Consider the following 16574-nt stretch of genomic DNA (forward strand, 5'->3'; position numbering starts at 1 on the left):
CCAGTGTTTTATTGATTGCCTCCTCATAGTGGCAAAAAGAAAACTCTTTAAATAGAATTTCCAAAAGTTATATTTAAGTTCAAGTACTGGTATTAGCTCCACTTTGTATTGACCTATAAGAAGTCAGTTCGAGTCTTGATGGGCGTACCACCCTTCCTCACCGCATATATAACTTAGAAAGCCCGTCGCCCCAATCGCGCAATATGATATATGAATATTTATAAACCAAACGGAAAGGTATCGAATGATCCTTCTCCCCTCTGCTTTGCCAACGCTTCAACTGCACGCGTTTTATCGAACCAAATGTATTCATCAAACTGAGAGGGCAAAGAGGCATAAAAATAATGACTTTGCCGCTCAGTTTCCGGTCTATAAATAACGCCTATTGCTCGTTCTAAACGCTCGGGGAGTAGTTTTTTACGGATATCTTCATTTAATGGATAGCGTAATGGCAACAGAAAATTATCTATCGATAAATCATGAAAAAGATGTTCGTAACTGTCAATGTGTGATGGCTGTACCTGTTTTATCTCCATTGGTCCACCCCAATCAGAAGCCGCGGCAACCGTGCCATGATCGGTGCCAAAACCAATATTGTAGACTTTATCGCCATACTTTTGCCGCGCCAATTGCCCTATATTGAGTTCGCCGCGCGCGCTCATTTGGGTTGCGCGAGCATCGCCGACGTGAGAATTGTGTGCCCAAACGACTGCTTTTGACTCAGGACCTTTAAAATCGAGCACGGCCTGTAAGGTTTTAACCATATGCTGATCGCGCTGATTCCATGAGTTGTCTTCAGCATGGTACATGGTTCGGTAATAACGTTCGGCATCGACTATCAGCTTAGCATTTTGTTCGGCGTCAAAAAATTGCGCTTCATTGGCTGCAGAATACTCTAGACGCTTCTTAAGTAAATCCTGTAGATTTCTGAGCACTTCTGTTTCACAGTCTTTATATTGCTGAGTGATCACAGCATGACCGTACAAAGAAGGTTCATCCGACCAAGGCAGCAGACAGCTATAACGGTCGCGGGCAATTTCGGCCGTCTTAGAATCCACTTCTTGCAAATAATTCAACACACTTTCAATAGACCCATATAAGCTGTATAAATCTAGCCCATAAAACCCTACTTTTTGTTCTAAAGATTTGGTTTTCTGATTATAATCATGAAGCCAGTGGGTGAATTTGAGCATGGATTTATTGGCCCACATCCAAGTAGGAAATCTGGAAAAAGGTTGCTTCTGTCGCAGCGCATCATGTTCTTGTCCTTGGATATAACGATTGATATGCGCGGCATCTGGCCAGTCAGCCTCAGCACTAATAATGGTAAAACCTTTCTTTTCTATAAGCTCTTTTGTGATACGCGCACGCATCTCATAAAACTCAGCAGTACCATGTGACGCCTCTCCGAGCAGCACGACACGGCTGTCTCCGATACGCGCCATGAGATTGTCTAGATTGACGTCAGCAATACTTGTAAAAGATTCACTTGATTGAGTAATCAATTCAGACAAAGTCTGCACTCTTGAGCTGTCCTCACTTTTATCTTGCCATCCTGCCGTGCCAATCAGTGGCACAAAACGCACGTCTTCCAACTCTTCTGTTTCATATTCATTGTGACTGACACGCCGAATACGAACCAGTTTTTGTGATTCCAAAGAAGAACCCACGGGAATAACCATACGCCCGCCAATCACTAGCTGTTCTTTGAGCGCTTGCGGGACATCAGGCCCGCAAGCGGCAACAATGATGGCATCAAAAGGGGATTTTTCTAGCCAGCCGAGAGTACCGTCGCCATGTTTGACCTGAACATTGGTATATCCCAGCTCGTTAAGTTTTGCTTGAGCCGTATCGGCTAAAGCGTTGTGGCGCTCAATGGTATAGACACTTTCACAAATCTCTCCGAGCACAGCAGCGGCATATCCAGATCCGGTCCCAACTTCAAGCACACGATCGTTTGATGTTAGCTCAAGTGCGGCTGTCATCAATGCCACCATAAAGGGCTGTGAGATGGTCTGGTTTTCTTCAATAGGTAAGGGGGAATCTTTATAAGCAAATTCGACAAGATCGGTAGGTATAAAAGCTTCACGTGGTACTGCATTCAACGCATTGAGCACCGTTTGATCGCGAATGCCGCGCGGCATAAGTTGATGATCTATCATTTGCTGTCTTAGTTCTTTAAAATGATTCATGATGATTTCCTTAATTTTCATTTTGGAATATTCAGCACCATAGATATTTTCAGTTTTAAATAAAGTAGAAATAAGTGGATCGCTACATAAAGGTATGATTTCAGGTTATTGTTAAAAATTGCTTAGTTCAATGTATTCTCATCTAACTTCTGTCCTATTAAAGTAAGATAAGTAAAGAAAGGTCTGAGACTGTAACCAAACGCTGCTTTTGATTTATCCATTTATAAAGAAAAATTTTTATGGCGGTAACGTGTAAACTTATTGAACGTTTACTGTCCCTGCCCGAATAGACAAAGGCCAAATGATCTTTTTCTTACTGTCAGGATCGCCCCATTCAGCTAACAACGCCATTCTAAGCTGATCTACAGGATTGAAGCCCAACACCTTTTTGGCTTCTTTAACAGCTGACCACGTATTAAAATATCCCATGAGTTCATCTAAATTCCAGCACTCCTGCATAGTTACAACAGGTACTTTGATCTCGGTAAATGGGAAAGGCAAGCTGCGATAAACGTCTTCTACATGCTGGCGCTCTGCTGGCCAATAGGGTCCAATGGTTTGATAATAGAACTGTTGAACAAGCGCATCCACTGTCCCTTCTACTTGTAAAACACCATAGGTAATTAAGGCCAAAACACCATTGGGCCGGGCAACCCGCTCGACTTCTTTATAGAACTTATCTAGGTCTAGCCAATGCGCTGCTTGAGCAACGGTAATCAAATCTACTGACTCATCGGCCAGTCCACTTTGTTCCGCCAACGCTGTTCGATAGATGACCCCCTCTTTTTTTTGGGCTTTGGCGATTTGCGCTGAGCTTGCATCAGTGGCGATCACTTCTTTGAATCTTGCCGCCAATAACACAGAAAGCTGCCCTGTACCACAACCACAGTCTAGAACACGGTTTTGATTAATGCATAAATCAGCGAGCTCATTGACTAAACCAATAGGGTATGAAGGACGATAAGTAGCATAATCTTTTGAGTCTTTAGAAAAATGATCTTTGAACGCTAAATCTTCCATGTTTTTATCCAATATTTAATTTTTACCCATATGATAATTTAAGATATTTTCTCAATAAAACCATCTAACAATCTGGAAACAACGTATGCCACCGTCAATAATATTGAGGCAACTTGAACAATGAAATAACTAGCGTTTTTAATAAAGAAACGCTTTTTTATTCCAGTATTAAACTTTATATTATAAATATTTAATTCATAACTATTTATAATATAAAGTAGCTATAAGTGAATAAGTTTAACACCTACAAGACAACACCATATCTTAGTAAATAATTAGACTACTTTAATATAATAGTTATTAAATAGCGCTGATTTTTTAGTTAATATTAATAAAGGATATTTAATCCCCCTCCTCAACGAGTAAACTCACTTCTCTAATTTCACTTTCTTTGAGTTCAAGATTATTTTCAGCTAGCTGCCTCCTCCAGTATTCATCGTTATCGGTATTTGTAATGGTCGATAAAACAATCGAATGATAGGTGATGATTTCTTGCTTCCAATTGACTGGGTCAATGGCCATTTGCAATCGAAACCCCCAAATACTTAATAAAAATAGCACTACGCTAGTGGTATAAATGATTAATCTAACGTTGATTTTTTTGTGCCTAGTAGTTATAAAGATAAGTATGCTGAGTGTTATCACTATGCCCATATATAAAGCTGTACATACTCTAGTGCGACTAAAGTACATAGGATTATATTGATAGGTATGGTAGTGAATGACCATATATATTATTGCAGTAGACATAAGAATCATTAGGAAGACTTTCCAACAAGAACTTATACGTTTTTTTTGAGTATTATTCATAGCCGGGTCTTCCTAAAAAATAGGAAATAGAAATTTTTTAGATCATAACTGCTAGTGTTGATCCTTTTTGAATTGGGTTTATTTAAGAATAACTTAAATAAATATTATCACCAATTTATTTAAGTTAGCAATAAAAACATTCAACTAACTGACATTAAAGATACTTTTAAAAAATAAGAGAGATTATGTCATGTCAGTTTGTTATAAATGTAATCTCCTTTTTCTTGATTAATCAAATATTTTTTTGCAAAAAATTGCAGTATTAAGCATTCAAGGTTGTCGGTTGAAAAGTACGCAATTAAGTTTGGTGTGTTTTTCTATGAGCATCTAAGCGCGTTGAGGTAAGGCTAGACAACTGGTTAGATTGGCTAACCATCATGCTTTAAATCCAGACAACATGGCATTGAAGGCCGCCACTGTATTCGGTAAAGCAATTTCTGGCTCAGGACTCGAAGCAATCCAAAGGGCAGCATTCATAGCAGCGCCATTAATGAGCATGGAAGCAGCTTCCGGATCGACCTCCTTCATCGTGCCTTCAGCAATCAGTTGAGTCACAATCTGCTGGGTAGATAACAAACAGCGATTTTGACTGGGCCAAAGCGAGGGATCTCCCAAGACAGCGGGACCGTCTAATAAAATGATTCTTTGAACTTCTGGATCGAGTGCGCTTTCGATATAGGTTTGCCCCTCAATCAGCAATCCTTCCCAAAAATTATTGCATCCCTCTGCCCTAGCCTTGGCTTTCTCTACCATCTCTAAGTCAATTTGTTCAACGACCGCGGCAAACAGTCCTTGTTTGTTTCCAAAATTGTGGTAAAGCGCCCCTCTGGTCAAGTTCACATCGGCGGTTAACTTATCCATTGAGGTTTCTGAATAGCCATATTCAGCAAATGATTTTCTGGCAGCAGCAATGATACTTTTCCGAGTTTCAGCCATTTTTAACGCACGCTTTGACATAGTATCTCCTTATGTTAGCTACTTAAAAATACATACGACGCGTATGTTTTAATTTAACATACGTAGTGTATGTTAAATGATAGCAAATCCAGTGAGAAGCGCTGTCTATCTTCCGTTCTTAATTGATCCATCTAAACCCATTGGAGCATTTTATGAGTCAAAAAAAAGCAATTATTCCAGCTGGCAGACACGCGCTTTATGAAAAACATGGTTACTCTGCCGCGATTCAATCAAAGGATTTACTCTTTGTTTCAGGTCAAGTGGGCAGTCTTGAGGACGGTAGTCCAGAGATGGGTTTTGAGAAGCAAGTGACGCTGGCATTTGAGAATCTGCGCAAAACGCTAGCGGCAGCGGGCTGTACCTTCGATGACATCATCGATATCACAACCTTCCATACTGACCCTGAAAGTCAACTTGATGCCATGATGAAAGTCAAAAACAGTATTTTTAAAGAGACGCCGTATCCAGCTTGGACCGCTGTAGGCGTGACTTGGCTTGCTGGGTTTGACTTTGAAATAAAGGCAATCGCCCGTCTGCCAAGTTAGCGATTATCGTCTTGGCAATCGAACATCAAACAGACGTAAAACAAAAAACGTTAATCATTTATTTTGATAAAGGCCTGTCTACGTGGACAGGCTTATGTTCAAGCTTGCTGTCCAATGAACTCTTGAGTTGGCAAGCTGATGGTATAGTCAATTAAATATAAAAAAGGCACAGCAAGCCAGAAAAATTGGTTCCAATCACGCTCTATCGTTTCTTGTATCCATGTTATTTAGGATCACCTATATGGTAAAAAACAGACCTTTTTTTCTTAACATTACACCCTTTTTTTCCTTTTAGGTTTCACCACCAATAATGGACAATTGCTGCAATACTCCATCGGATCAGTGGCTTTATAATAAAAACAGCAGCTTTTTCTTAATCGAATTAAACCACTGTCCTCAGTCAGTTGTATTTTTTTTACGTTGTAGCGTTTTAATGGATTGTGATCGATGCCAAATACCTCAGGCGCAGCTTGCTTTAGCAAATACGCATAATCTTCTTGGATTTTTTCTTTAATTATCGGAGATGTGGTGGTGATTTTTTTCTCATAGAGCGAGTACACCCGCACCGCTGTGTTTTCCCACAGAATGCGCGGATGAACCTTTGTCACATCGACCAATACCTGCCATAGCAAGGCCAAGTGATTGGCAAAAAGATTGCTGACAACCCTTTCTCTCCATTCTTCTCTATCATCACTACTGGTAGGACGGCTGACACGGCAATCACTGATAGGCATCTTTGACTGCCATAAGTTATCTTTATAGGTGTAGTCCAAAAAGCAGTTTTGTGCCGACATATCAAGTCCAGCATCATAGACAGTCATGGCATACAAACTGGCTGCCGTGGCCAAGTAAGCATAACGTTTACTCAATAAAGAAGCGGTGACTTTGAGCGAGGGTGAGTGAATGATGGGCGTCAGATGGCGTAGCAGTTTTTCACAGTGTTCATGATCGAGCAATTGCGGCAGCCAAACCGAGGTGGCAGGATTTCTTTGAGCGGCGTCCATCAAGGCAAAGGACTGACAGAGATGCTGCCATTGCTCAGCGTTATCGAAAGCGGCGGTAGGATAAGCGGTCATGATACGGCACTTTTTTGTTCATTGATTTGACTACTGTTATCCAGCGAGGGACGTTTATTTCCTTTACCAAACGGGATACACATTGGCGTTCCAAATATGGGGTCGGTAGCCATATGACAATCCAATCCAAAAATGTGCTGCACATTGTGTGCATCCAAGATATCGGCAGGATCGCCTTTGGCAAATACTTTTTTGTCCGCAATCGCCACCATAAAGTGAGCGTAGCGGCAAGCCAAGTTTAAATCATGCAGTACCATCACGATGGTTTTTTGCTGAGTGGCATTGAGATCATAGAGCAGATCCAAGACATCTATCTGATGGGCAAGATCCAAATAAGTCGTTGGTTCATCCAACAATATAACCTCTGTGTCTTGCGCCAACGTCATGGCAATCCATGCGCGTTGCCTTTGACCACCAGATAAAGAGTCCACCGAACGATCTTTTAGATCGAGCAAGCTGGCACGCGCTAGCGCCTCCATGACTTTTTCTTCATCCATTTTTGACCATTGTTTGAGCCAGTTTTGATGAGGATAACGCCCCATACGCACCAACTGATAGACGCTCATAGATTCAGGTGCTTGCGGCGACTGCGGAAGGATCGACAGCTCTCTTGCCACTTGGGACGTCGAGCGCTGTTGAATATCCGCGCCATTCAAGATGACGTGACCTTGTTTGGGATTGATGAGTCTTGCAAACGCTTTTAATAAAGTGCTTTTACCACAACCATTACTGCCCACAAAAACGGTGATTTTCCCTTTGGGAATGTCAATATCTAACTGCTCAATAATCGCTTGTTGCTGATAAGCGAGCGTCAATGACTGACCTTGTAATAGATTCATAGCAGCTTCCTTTACGGACTTATTTATTTTTGAGTAAAAGGTAAACGAAGAACGGCGTTCCCATGACTGCCACAAAAACACCTGCGGGCAAGTCCAAGGGTAAAAAAGCTGTGCGTCCAATCAAATCAGCCAACATGACTAAATTGGCACCGACCAATGAGCTGGTGACGGCCAAACCTGCAAAGCTGCGAGCGACTAAATGTTTGGCAATGTGTGGCGCAATCAACCCCACAAACGCAATCGCCCCCGCATAAGCCACTGCAATCGCAGCAAAAGCCACCGCCAACAGTAGCAACAACATCCGCTCACGCTCAGGTTTAAGCCCCAAACCCGTCATAACGCTATCGCTCAGTTCATGCAAACTGATGCAACGTGAAGCCAACATCAAAAAAGGCAACAAACCCAATAACCACATCGCAAAATAGCGAACATCTTGCCAAATGGTGCCATAAACGCTACCCGTCAACCACACATAGGCGGATAAAGAAGAGGTCAGCGGACTCAGTACCAATAGTAGCGTCGTTATAGAACCCATCACAGCGGACAGGCCAATACCGACTAAAATCAAACGCATGGGCGTGATACCGCGTTGCCATGCCAGCAGATAAATGAGAAAAGCGGTCAGCCAAGCCCCAATCATGGCAAACACAGGCAAGAATTGCATGCTCATAATAGGCGCTAAAAAAGACATAAAAAAGATGGCAGATGCCGATGCGCCAGTCGTCACCCCTAAAATATCAGGAGACGCCAACGGATTGCGCACGATGCTTTGTAATATCAACCCAGACAAAGACAACGCGATGCCCACCAGAGCCGCCATGACAACACGAGGAAACCTTAGCGTATCAACGATAAAGCCAATACCACTTTTATCTGTCACGCCTAACTCATTAAGCACACCAATGACTTGCCATAGCGACAATGGGATTTTGCCGATGCATAACGACAATAATAAATGAGTGAGCGTTAGACAAATTAATGCGCTCACGATCATCACGGTGCGAGTATTGATAATGCGAGAAAAAGGGCCGATTCGTAACGCATACGTATTAACCATGACGCATGCCTCGCCGAATCAAATAGATGAACAGTGGCGCACCAAGGAATGCCGTCATCACACCTATTGGAATCTCTTGAGGGAAAATAATCACTCTTGCCACCATATCTGCAATCAATAGCAATAAAGCGCCAAACACCATACAGCCAGGAATCAGCCATTCATGAGCAATAGACGTAGACATCAGTTTTCGCACAATATGGGGCACGATCAAACCGACAAAAACAATATTGCCTGCCATTGCGACCGCGCAGCCTGCGAGCACGGTGATGGCAAGTCCCATAACCATCTGAACCAACGCTGTCCGCTGCCCCAACCCCTTTGATATCTCATCACCCGCCATCAAAATATTGATAGGCTTGGACAATAAAAACGCCCCTATCAATGCAACGCCTATATAAGGCAATAAGGTGACAAGCGTGTCCAGCTGACGATTCGCCACCGAACCTGCCAGCCAAAATAAAATACTATCCAAACCCTCTTGATCGATGACCAATAAGGCTTGAGTAAATGAGCCAAAAAGTGCAGTGATGGCAGCGCCCGCCAATACAATCCGAATCGGGTTGAATCTTCCTGTACCCATCGTGCCTATTGCATAAACCATCGCGCCTGCCACAAAAGCACCCAGCAATGCCGCCCCCATATACTGCTGCATCGAATCCAATTGAAAAAACATCGAGCAAACAATGATACTGAAGGTCGCGCCAGCATTAATACCAAAGATACTAGGCGACGCCAAAGGATTGCGCGTTAATGCTTGCATCAGACAGCCAGCCACGGCAAGACAGCCACCAACGACCAGCGCAATCACACTTCGTGACAGTCGTGTCGTCGTCACCAATATGTGCTCTAGATTTAACAAATCAGGATTGAACAAGGCTTGAATGGCAGTGCTTGGTGATATAAAGGTAGACCCAATACACAAACTCAAAACAAAACTGATGAGTAGCAATATTATTCCAAAGATTAATATCCACACAGGTTTTTGAGCGTTTTGCCACCAAGGAATCATTTGGTCGCACCGTGATATTGACCTTGATTTGGGACTTTATACGAGTCTTGATTTAGGCGTTGATACGGAGGGTGAAAAATCGTGTCCACTTCATCGAGCATATGGTTGGCACTAATGATGCCGCCTGCTAAGCTCCAATAAATGTTGTCCACTTGATAAATATGGTTGGTTTTGGCAGCCTGTGTTTGCTGCCACAATAGATGCTGTGACCAAGATTGGTAGTTTTTTTGTACCGCCGGATCGTCTTTCATCAGCACAAAGTACATATCAGCATCGATAAGCGGAATGCTTTCTTTACTCACTAACTTTTGCGGCGCCCATTGTCTGTCTTCAACCACCTTTGGCCATTTAAAGCCCAAGTCCGATAAGATAGAGCCTGAAAAGCTATTGGGCGTATATAAACGCACATGGTCAGAGCGAAAGTCTAATAACGATACTTTTTGTGGCCAGTCTCGGCCAAAATGCGCTTGTAAATTGTGGCGGGTTTCGATAATGCGCTTTTGCCAATCAGTAAGCAGTTGGTTGGCTTTATCCTCTTTGCCAAGCGCCTTTCCGGTTGTCTTCAAGGTTTGGCGAAAATCATACACTTCTTCTAGGGCGATCGTGGGAGCAATCTGCGATAAAATGCCGTAAATTTTTTCACTTCTATATCGTGAAGCGATAATCAAATCGGGCTTTAATAATGCAATATCTTCTAAGCTTGGCTGCGTCTCCAGTCCCACATAAGTGACGTTTTTGAGCTGCGGTCGTAGGTACGAGTACATGGGCTTTTGCGCCCAAGACTCCACCACGCCTACGGGCTCGACACCCAATGCAACCAGCGTATCTGTTGCCCCTTGGAACAAGCTCACCACGCGCTTTGGTTGCCCATCAATGACCGTTTCACCAAGCGCGTGTTTGACTGTACGCGTCGTGGTATCAGCAGACGCGCTTGCAGATACTGTTGCACACAACCACAGACATAACGTGATAAAAGCAAAGCTCGTCAGACCACTGGCGCTCCCTTTATTGGTTTTATAAAAGCGTTGCCCTGCTCTATCGTTCATTATCAATAATCTTATAGCCAAAACGCTTTCTCTCTAACTCTGTCTATCATCTGTTCACTATAAAGGAGATATATTCTAAAGAGCACGCACTGCCCTATACGCTTTTATATAAACTAAAAATCTACCGAATAGCCAACGCTCACGGTGCGACCTTGACCTGCAAAATAGCGATCTGCATCAGCAAGGGCGCTTTGTGAATAGTAGGTGATGTAGTCTTTATCCAAAAGGTTAGATACCGAAAGATTGGCAACCCCTTTAGGCAACTCGTAGGAGACGGAACCATCTACTAAGGTGTAACCATCAAAGTCCAAATTTTGACCGTCAAAATTGCGATCGAATGCATGATTGACTTGCAAATAGGTGTTGATCTTATCACTCCATCTTGCGCCCCATGACGCAATCAAGCGATTCGGCGCAACGTCTAGTCCGCCTAATCGGCCATCAAGAGAGCCGTCATCATTGCTGTCATATTTGCCTTGCGTATAGGCATAAGACAATTTTAAATTATGATCATCGAAATTTTGCGCGATGCTCGTCTCATAACCGCGAATTCTGGTTTTTTCTCGAGCCATCAAAAAAGCACCTGTCTCTTGATCAAAACGCGAGCGATCACCAAAGTCTGAGCTGGACTCAAAAACACTCAAATCCAAATTGGTATTATCGAGCGTGACGCGTGTGCCTAGCTCCATATTTTCTGTCAAAATCGGCTTAAGCTGGTTGAGATTATTTATACTCAAATCTGGCGTATTAATCGCTCGTAAGGCGCGGCCAATATCAGGGATAGAATACCCTTCACTGTAATTGGCAAAAAGGGACATATCTTGCGTAGGCGAATAAACGATCCCAGCATTGTAGAGATTTTCTTCAAAATCCAATTCACCGCCTTTGACCAGCACATTGTTATAGCGCGGCAGGGTTCTATAGTCATCGGTTTCTAGAGTCCCAATCTCTCTTCTAACCCCGCCATGAAGCGTTAACTTATCAGTGGCAGCAATTTCAGTTTGGAGGAATGGTGAATAACTGGTGTAGGTGGATAACGGTACATAGGTTCTGCCAGTGCCGTACAAATCCTGTTTGCCTTTATCGTAGAGCGTGTCCAAACCACCCGTCACCTTCAGACGCCCTTGTACCAGATCATCCTTGGTGACGCTGATTTTACTACCGATTTTTGAGGCTTTGGTGCGTGATTGATCATACAGCTCGCCTTCTGGCGCAAGATTCGGGTCTTGAAAGGTCGGTGAATTGGTCGCCCCAAACAGTCCTTCAAACTCCTGATTGAATACCATCGCATCGAGTTTCATGCCAGCGATATCAGTATTTTCATATCGTATGCTCGATGTCCATACGTCATTATGCGGCGCGTCCCCAGGTGGTTTTTGCTTGATAGAAGTCGTCGGAATACCCGCGTCTCTGTTACCCGGCACGCTGGTATAGTTGTTTTTGTTTTTTATCTCATAACGATTGACGCTGGCTTGCACGTACTGATCATCATCGATTTGATAGCCCAATTTTGCCAGTACATCGTACATGCGAGAGTCCATCAAATCGCCTTGCGTGTTATCCACGCCGATTTGACGGCCTGCTCCGTCTAAATACTTGCCTTGATCTTCATAAGATAAAGACAGTAAATAATCAACATCGCCTTGGACACCATTGACGCCATAATTGGCTCTATAACTAAAAGTATCGGAGTTAACCGTATCCGTAGGCACGGTTGCTTGAATACCAACATGCTGATTGGCAGTGCCAGATTTTGGTTTTTTGGTGATGATATTGATGACGCCACCTGTGGCACCCATGCCGTTGGTGGCATTTGCACCTTGTACAACCTCCACTCTTTCTACCATTGAAAAATCAATAGAATGCGCCTCTCTGCCTGTTGGTCGCAGCGGATTGGACTGTGGCACGCCATCTATCAAAATCAGGGGCGTGCGACCTCTTAGCGTCTCGCCACTGCCATTCATCTTCCCTCTACTTGGGGTGTAAGACGGCAATAAATTGCTCAGCACATCAGATGAATTGGAGGACAATTGTAGCTGCTGCTCAATCTCTTCTTGTTCAATGATTTGTACTGTCTGCGGCGATTTTTCGCGTTCTACGTCTGAGCGCGATGCGGTTACGATGATCGGAGCCAATGTGGTTTCAGGCAACGCCTGTTGCTCTTTCTCTGGTTCCTGTTCTTGCTGTGAGCTGGACTCACTCATCACCGAGTCTTCTGCATAAGCGGCTGGCGTCAATAACAAAGGCATCAGTATCAATAAAACTTTCTTGTCTTTTAAGACATAAAAAAACTGCTTTTTTTGAGTAAAACCGCTCATCGCTCTTCCTAAAATTGAACTGTCATCGTTAAATTAAATGTATCAAAGGTTTATAAACGCTATTTTTATACTGCTAAAAAGCGGGTGTGACCAGACCGGATCATGCAAAGCGAAATAAAATCTAAGGATAAGTACCAAATAAAAGCTTTATTTTCATATACTTAAATTAAATAATAGTGAAAATATTGATGCAAATAATAATCATTATTATTTGTGTTGTCAATGATTGTTTGAAATGGTAGAGATTGCGTGTTCGATGTTCAGAACTGGCCTAACAACTTACTGTCCCGCTCTGATTGAACTATTGTCAAACGTTCTCAAATATTTGCGTATATTAATTGTAATTCTCATTAGTGCTTATTAATAGAAAAACCCATCTTATACCCTATGGCATAAGGATTATTTAATCATTGATATTCATAACAATTTCTGAATATATTACATAGAAATACATTATTAAATATTTACTCCTACTTAATAATAAACAACTTGCCAATTTTTGTATTAAAATCTCTTAAGCAGTTATTGAAGCAGCTGACTGTTCTATTGCTGACTATTCTATTGCTGACAGAGAATTGCTGACAGAGACGGCAAAAAATTCATCCAAGTCGCCCATAAGTATTAACGTATCGATTTTCTTTTGAACGGCTTCTATTCTCTTTAAAAACTCAAATTATAATTTTTAGAGAAGAGAGATTTAAAAAAGAAAATAACCATAGGAGGATAAAAGTGGACTGGATGAGTATTTTTATTTATGACACTACGTGGTCTTTTGCTGCTGAAATAGTCATACGTACGACCATCATGTTTGGCCTGATTATTCTGTTATTACGATGTACAGGCAAACGCGGCATTCGCCAACTCACTATTTTTGAATTGACCATTATCTTGTCATTAGGCTCTATCGCTGGCGACCCGATGTTTACCGAGGATTTACCGCTCATTCAAGCGGTACTCATCATGAGTATTGTGCTGCTACTTTATAGACTATGCACGTGGTTTTCCTCAAAACATAAACTATTTGAGCTGTTATTAGAAGAGAAGGCAAGCCTACTTATATTGTAGAGAATGGTTTGTTGGTGTTGGAAGATGTCGAAAAAGGCAGAATGTCTCATGATGAGTTTTTCACTGAAATGCGGCAACAAGGAGTACGTCATTTAGGACAAGTGCATATAGGCTTGCTCGAAACCGATGGAGAATTTAGCATATTATTATTCCCACCTGAGCAAACTCGCTATGGTCTGCCAATCTTCCCTAAAGAGTTCCAAGTAGCCAAAACAATAGAGCCCAACCAGCCCTATGCGTGCATGCATTGCGGTTATGTCGAACACATCTCAGCGCTTAGCCAAGCTTGTAGTCGTTGTAAGGATGTTTCTATCGGTTGGACTAAAGCCCTCAATACTAAGATAGTGAACTAATCATCGGCGCTCGTTACCACCTCAATCATGCTCTTACAAATAAGACTGTTTATGCTGCGTAGTTTTTGCTCAGAGGGGCCACTACAAAAACAGCGAAAATCATAAATCTCACCCCCGTAGCCAATACAATAAAAAAACGTACCAACTGGTTTTTCCTCAGTTTCTGAACCACCAGGCTTTAATAACCCGGTACATGCAACGTGTAAATCAGCGTCAAACACCGTTCGTGACTTTTTAACCAGCTCAAGAGTGACTTCTAGAGACTCAGGGGTGTATTGCTCAATCAATTGACTTGAGATACCAAGAACGTTTTTTTTGAGTGAAGCGTCATAACACACCAACCCGCCCATCAATACGTCACCTGAATAAGGGCAAACAGAAAACCGGTGAGACAAATACCCGGCGGTCGCGCTTTCAATAAAAACCACTGTCAACTTTTTGTCAGCCAATACTTTTGCACAGCTATTAGACATAAACCCTCCCTAACAAAATAAACGCTATTCCTTGTCTATCAAAATACCTTTGTAAAAAAATGGATAATAAAAACAGATCGATATAATTAGTCCAAAATAGAAGAGACTCATGTCAGTAGCTCAGTATGGTTTTTAATATATAGTCATTCCAATATAAAAAAGCACAGCGAGAATGGGACTGATTTTCTGATGCCTTTATCAGCGTAGCCACGTAGCCACAGCAAGTCAGAAAAATTTATAGTAGTTGCGCGTCATAAAATAATATATCTGTTTTATTTAGAATAGACTATATTACCTACCTAATATGAATTTCTTATTTATCCTATATTTAACCGTTTAAAGAGAAAAAGACCGCATCTTATTACAATGCGGTCTTTTATTATCTTACGCTTCTATCAACATATGACTTATATATTGATAAGAAAAGATCTATTAAAAAAGCTGACCTTAGTATTGATTTTCGCGGCGCCAATCGTCTACGTCACGCTCAGCGTCTTCTCTTGAATGGCCATAACGCTCTTGTACACGTCCAACCAGCTTATCACGGTCACCTTCGATATGGGTCATATCGTCATCTGTCAGATCGGCCCATTTTTGTTTCACAGCCCCTTTCATTTGATTCCATTCACCTTTTAAGGTTTGACTGTTCATGCCGGTATCGTTCATGTTGTTATTGGTCATATTGGTATCGTCCATTCTTTGGTTGTCCTTGTATTGGTCATCCATCGTTTGTTCGTTCATGTTTTGATTATTTACACCTTGGTTATTCATAGCGATCTTCCTTTATCTCTATTAGGGTTTTTTAATATCAGTCTTTATAAAAATTTAACTGATAAACACAATATAAAGTAACTATGAACAATTATCTGTATATGCACTGTTTATTATTTTAATGTATTATTAAAATAATAACGTTATTGTTTCTTTAAATCGACTTATGTTATTAATATATAATGGTTATAGATAATTTTAAAAATAGTGGTTTTTTATTTAATTTTATTAATAAATAAATATCTGTTAATAACCAACCTCTTTGATTAAGTTATATTTATATATTGAAATTTTTAGTGGTAAATTTTATGATTAAAAATTGGTTTTTATTATTTACTGGTTCTTCATTTTAATAGACGAAAAATTATGTTCGAATTTGATATTAATCTAAAAATATTGATCTACCATGCCTTTCAATTGGGCATTGCTTTTTTGTTGTCATTACCCATTGCACTGAATCGCGAGCTTGAAGACAATGGCGCAGGACTTAGAACCTTCCCCTTAGTAACCATTGCTTCATGTGCTTTTATGCTGGTTGGAATGGATATCTATCATGGAGCGGATGCGGAAGCAAGAATCATGTACGGCATCATCACAGGTATGGGTTTTATCGGTGGTGGCGCTATTTTTAAGGACGAGGATGGGGCAAAAGGCACGGCTACAGCGGCAGGACTGTGGAATACCGCGGCCATTGGCATCTCCGTCGCTTATGGACGTTATGAGATAGCCATTATATTGTCTGTCGTTGGTTTTTTGATCCTTCAATTTTCAACACCATTCAAACCAAATTTGAGGCGCAAAAGACATGAAAGTAAGGATAAGGAGCAATAATCAAGTTAATTAAAAACCGATACAGGATTGCTGAGATAAGTTTTAGCGACCTCTGTCACGCTGGCGAACCGCAAGCAAAATATAAGCCGCTTAGGTTTTTGTAGAATACCGAGAACCGTATAGGAAAATGGATTACTTATTAAAATACCGAATCAAACAGCACAAAAAACGGCGCCCGTTATAGTAAGAAAAGTCTCTTTCTTACTATA

Annotated in this window: 14 protein-coding genes and 1 pseudogene; 3 read left to right on the forward strand and 12 right to left on the reverse strand. The window is 41.6% G+C overall.

The window, feature by feature from the left end; genetic code table 11:
* Positions 1 to 218 precede the first annotated feature (218 nt).
* From AAJP47_RS01585 to AAJP47_RS01600, 4 genes are all read right to left on the reverse strand, one after another.
* Complete coding sequence (locus AAJP47_RS01585) at positions 219 to 2192, reverse strand: protein-L-isoaspartate(D-aspartate) O-methyltransferase (RefSeq protein ID WP_346716153.1); 1974 nt, start codon at positions 2190 to 2192, stop codon at positions 219 to 221.
* A gap of 258 nt (positions 2193 to 2450) precedes the next feature.
* A complete protein-coding gene (locus tag AAJP47_RS01590; RefSeq protein ID WP_346716154.1) occupies positions 2451 to 3212 on the reverse strand; it encodes a class I SAM-dependent methyltransferase in 762 nt (253 codons plus the stop codon).
* Positions 3213 to 3554: 342 nt separating this feature from the next.
* Positions 3555 to 4022 carry a hypothetical protein gene (locus tag AAJP47_RS01595; protein WP_346716155.1) on the reverse strand — a complete coding sequence of 156 codons (468 nt, stop codon included), beginning with the start codon at positions 4020 to 4022 and terminating at the stop codon, positions 3555 to 3557.
* A 375-nt stretch (positions 4023 to 4397) separates the two neighbouring features.
* Positions 4398 to 4979 (reverse strand): TetR/AcrR family transcriptional regulator, encoded by a 582-nt coding sequence (locus AAJP47_RS01600; RefSeq protein WP_346716156.1) that lies wholly within the window; start codon positions 4977 to 4979, stop codon positions 4398 to 4400.
* A gap of 152 nt (positions 4980 to 5131) precedes the next feature.
* Between AAJP47_RS01600 and AAJP47_RS01605 the strand changes: the two genes are divergently transcribed.
* Complete coding sequence (locus AAJP47_RS01605) at positions 5132 to 5524, forward strand: RidA family protein (protein ID WP_346716157.1); 393 nt, start codon at positions 5132 to 5134, stop codon at positions 5522 to 5524.
* A 272-nt stretch (positions 5525 to 5796) separates the two neighbouring features.
* On the opposite strand, the gene AAJP47_RS01610 is transcribed toward AAJP47_RS01605, so the two are convergent.
* The 6 genes from AAJP47_RS01610 to AAJP47_RS01635 all read right to left on the reverse strand — a co-directional run bounded on the left by AAJP47_RS01610 (position 5797) and on the right by AAJP47_RS01635 (position 12872).
* Positions 5797 to 6600: an IucA/IucC family C-terminal-domain containing protein gene (locus AAJP47_RS01610; RefSeq protein ID WP_346716158.1), complete on the reverse strand. Its 804-nt coding sequence runs from the start codon at positions 6598 to 6600 to the stop codon at positions 5797 to 5799.
* Complete coding sequence (locus AAJP47_RS01615) at positions 6597 to 7439, reverse strand: ABC transporter ATP-binding protein (RefSeq protein WP_346716159.1); 843 nt, start codon at positions 7437 to 7439, stop codon at positions 6597 to 6599. The genes AAJP47_RS01610 and AAJP47_RS01615 overlap by 4 nt, the downstream gene beginning before the upstream one ends.
* A gap of 19 nt (positions 7440 to 7458) precedes the next feature.
* Positions 7459 to 8496, reverse strand: a complete 1038-nt coding sequence (locus tag AAJP47_RS01620) for a FecCD family ABC transporter permease (protein ID WP_346716160.1) — start codon at positions 8494 to 8496, stop codon at positions 7459 to 7461.
* Positions 8489 to 9508 carry a FecCD family ABC transporter permease gene (locus tag AAJP47_RS01625; protein ID WP_346716161.1) on the reverse strand — a complete coding sequence of 340 codons (1020 nt, stop codon included), beginning with the start codon at positions 9506 to 9508 and terminating at the stop codon, positions 8489 to 8491. Before AAJP47_RS01625 ends, AAJP47_RS01620 begins: the two co-directional genes overlap by 8 nt.
* Positions 9505 to 10554, reverse strand: a complete 1050-nt coding sequence (locus AAJP47_RS01630; protein ID WP_346716162.1) for an ABC transporter substrate-binding protein — start codon at positions 10552 to 10554, stop codon at positions 9505 to 9507. Before AAJP47_RS01630 ends, AAJP47_RS01625 begins: the two co-directional genes overlap by 4 nt.
* Before the next feature lie 113 nt (positions 10555 to 10667).
* Positions 10668 to 12872 (reverse strand): TonB-dependent receptor, encoded by a 2205-nt coding sequence (locus AAJP47_RS01635; RefSeq protein ID WP_346716163.1) that lies wholly within the window; start codon positions 12870 to 12872, stop codon positions 10668 to 10670.
* 729 nt (positions 12873 to 13601) lie between these two features.
* Between AAJP47_RS01635 and AAJP47_RS01640 the strand changes: the two are divergent.
* Positions 13602 to 14290, forward strand: a pseudogene (locus AAJP47_RS01640) (DUF421 domain-containing protein).
* Here the strand turns inward: AAJP47_RS01640 and AAJP47_RS01645 are convergent.
* Positions 14287 to 14763, reverse strand: a complete 477-nt coding sequence (locus AAJP47_RS01645; protein WP_346716164.1) for a CinA family protein — start codon at positions 14761 to 14763, stop codon at positions 14287 to 14289. The pseudogene AAJP47_RS01640 and the gene AAJP47_RS01645 sit on opposite strands and share 4 nt — an antisense overlap.
* 447 nt (positions 14764 to 15210) lie before the next feature.
* On the reverse strand, positions 15211 to 15534 hold the full coding sequence (locus AAJP47_RS01650; protein ID WP_346716165.1) for a CsbD family protein: 324 nt from the start codon (positions 15532 to 15534) through the stop codon (positions 15211 to 15213).
* A 366-nt stretch (positions 15535 to 15900) separates the two neighbouring features.
* On the opposite strand from AAJP47_RS01650, the gene AAJP47_RS01655 reads away from it, so the two are divergent.
* A complete protein-coding gene (locus AAJP47_RS01655; RefSeq protein ID WP_346716166.1) occupies positions 15901 to 16365 on the forward strand; it encodes an MgtC/SapB family protein in 465 nt (154 codons plus the stop codon).
* The last annotated feature ends 209 nt before the right edge of the window (positions 16366 to 16574 follow it).

The organism is Psychrobacter halotolerans, from assembly GCF_039680845.1.
In the GTDB taxonomy this organism is placed as follows: domain Bacteria; phylum Pseudomonadota; class Gammaproteobacteria; order Pseudomonadales; family Moraxellaceae; genus Psychrobacter.

Excerpts from the sequence above, each read along its gene's own strand:
- AAJP47_RS01655 (WP_346716166.1), top strand. The coding sequence starts at position 15,901 with ATGTTCGAATTTGATATTAATCTAAAAATATTGATCTACCATGCCTTT.
- AAJP47_RS01645 (WP_346716164.1), bottom strand. The coding sequence starts at position 14,763 with ATGTCTAATAGCTGTGCAAAAGTATTGGCTGACAAAAAGTTGACAGTG.
- AAJP47_RS01590 (WP_346716154.1), bottom strand. The coding sequence starts at position 3,212 with ATGGAAGATTTAGCGTTCAAAGATCATTTTTCTAAAGACTCAAAAGAT.
- AAJP47_RS01585 (WP_346716153.1), bottom strand. The coding sequence starts at position 2,192 with ATGAATCATTTTAAAGAACTAAGACAGCAAATGATAGATCATCAACTT.
- AAJP47_RS01595 (WP_346716155.1), bottom strand. The coding sequence starts at position 4,022 with ATGAATAATACTCAAAAAAAACGTATAAGTTCTTGTTGGAAAGTCTTC.
- AAJP47_RS01605 (WP_346716157.1), top strand. The coding sequence starts at position 5,132 with ATGAGTCAAAAAAAAGCAATTATTCCAGCTGGCAGACACGCGCTTTAT.
- AAJP47_RS01635 (WP_346716163.1), bottom strand. The coding sequence starts at position 12,872 with ATGAGCGGTTTTACTCAAAAAAAGCAGTTTTTTTATGTCTTAAAAGAC.
- AAJP47_RS01625 (WP_346716161.1), bottom strand. The coding sequence starts at position 9,508 with ATGATTCCTTGGTGGCAAAACGCTCAAAAACCTGTGTGGATATTAATC.
- AAJP47_RS01610 (WP_346716158.1), bottom strand. The coding sequence starts at position 6,600 with ATGACCGCTTATCCTACCGCCGCTTTCGATAACGCTGAGCAATGGCAG.
- AAJP47_RS01620 (WP_346716160.1), bottom strand. The coding sequence starts at position 8,496 with ATGGTTAATACGTATGCGTTACGAATCGGCCCTTTTTCTCGCATTATC.
- AAJP47_RS01630 (WP_346716162.1), bottom strand. The coding sequence starts at position 10,554 with ATGAACGATAGAGCAGGGCAACGCTTTTATAAAACCAATAAAGGGAGC.
- AAJP47_RS01600 (WP_346716156.1), bottom strand. The coding sequence starts at position 4,979 with ATGTCAAAGCGTGCGTTAAAAATGGCTGAAACTCGGAAAAGTATCATT.
- AAJP47_RS01615 (WP_346716159.1), bottom strand. The coding sequence starts at position 7,439 with ATGAATCTATTACAAGGTCAGTCATTGACGCTCGCTTATCAGCAACAA.
- AAJP47_RS01650 (WP_346716165.1), bottom strand. The coding sequence starts at position 15,534 with ATGAATAACCAAGGTGTAAATAATCAAAACATGAACGAACAAACGATG.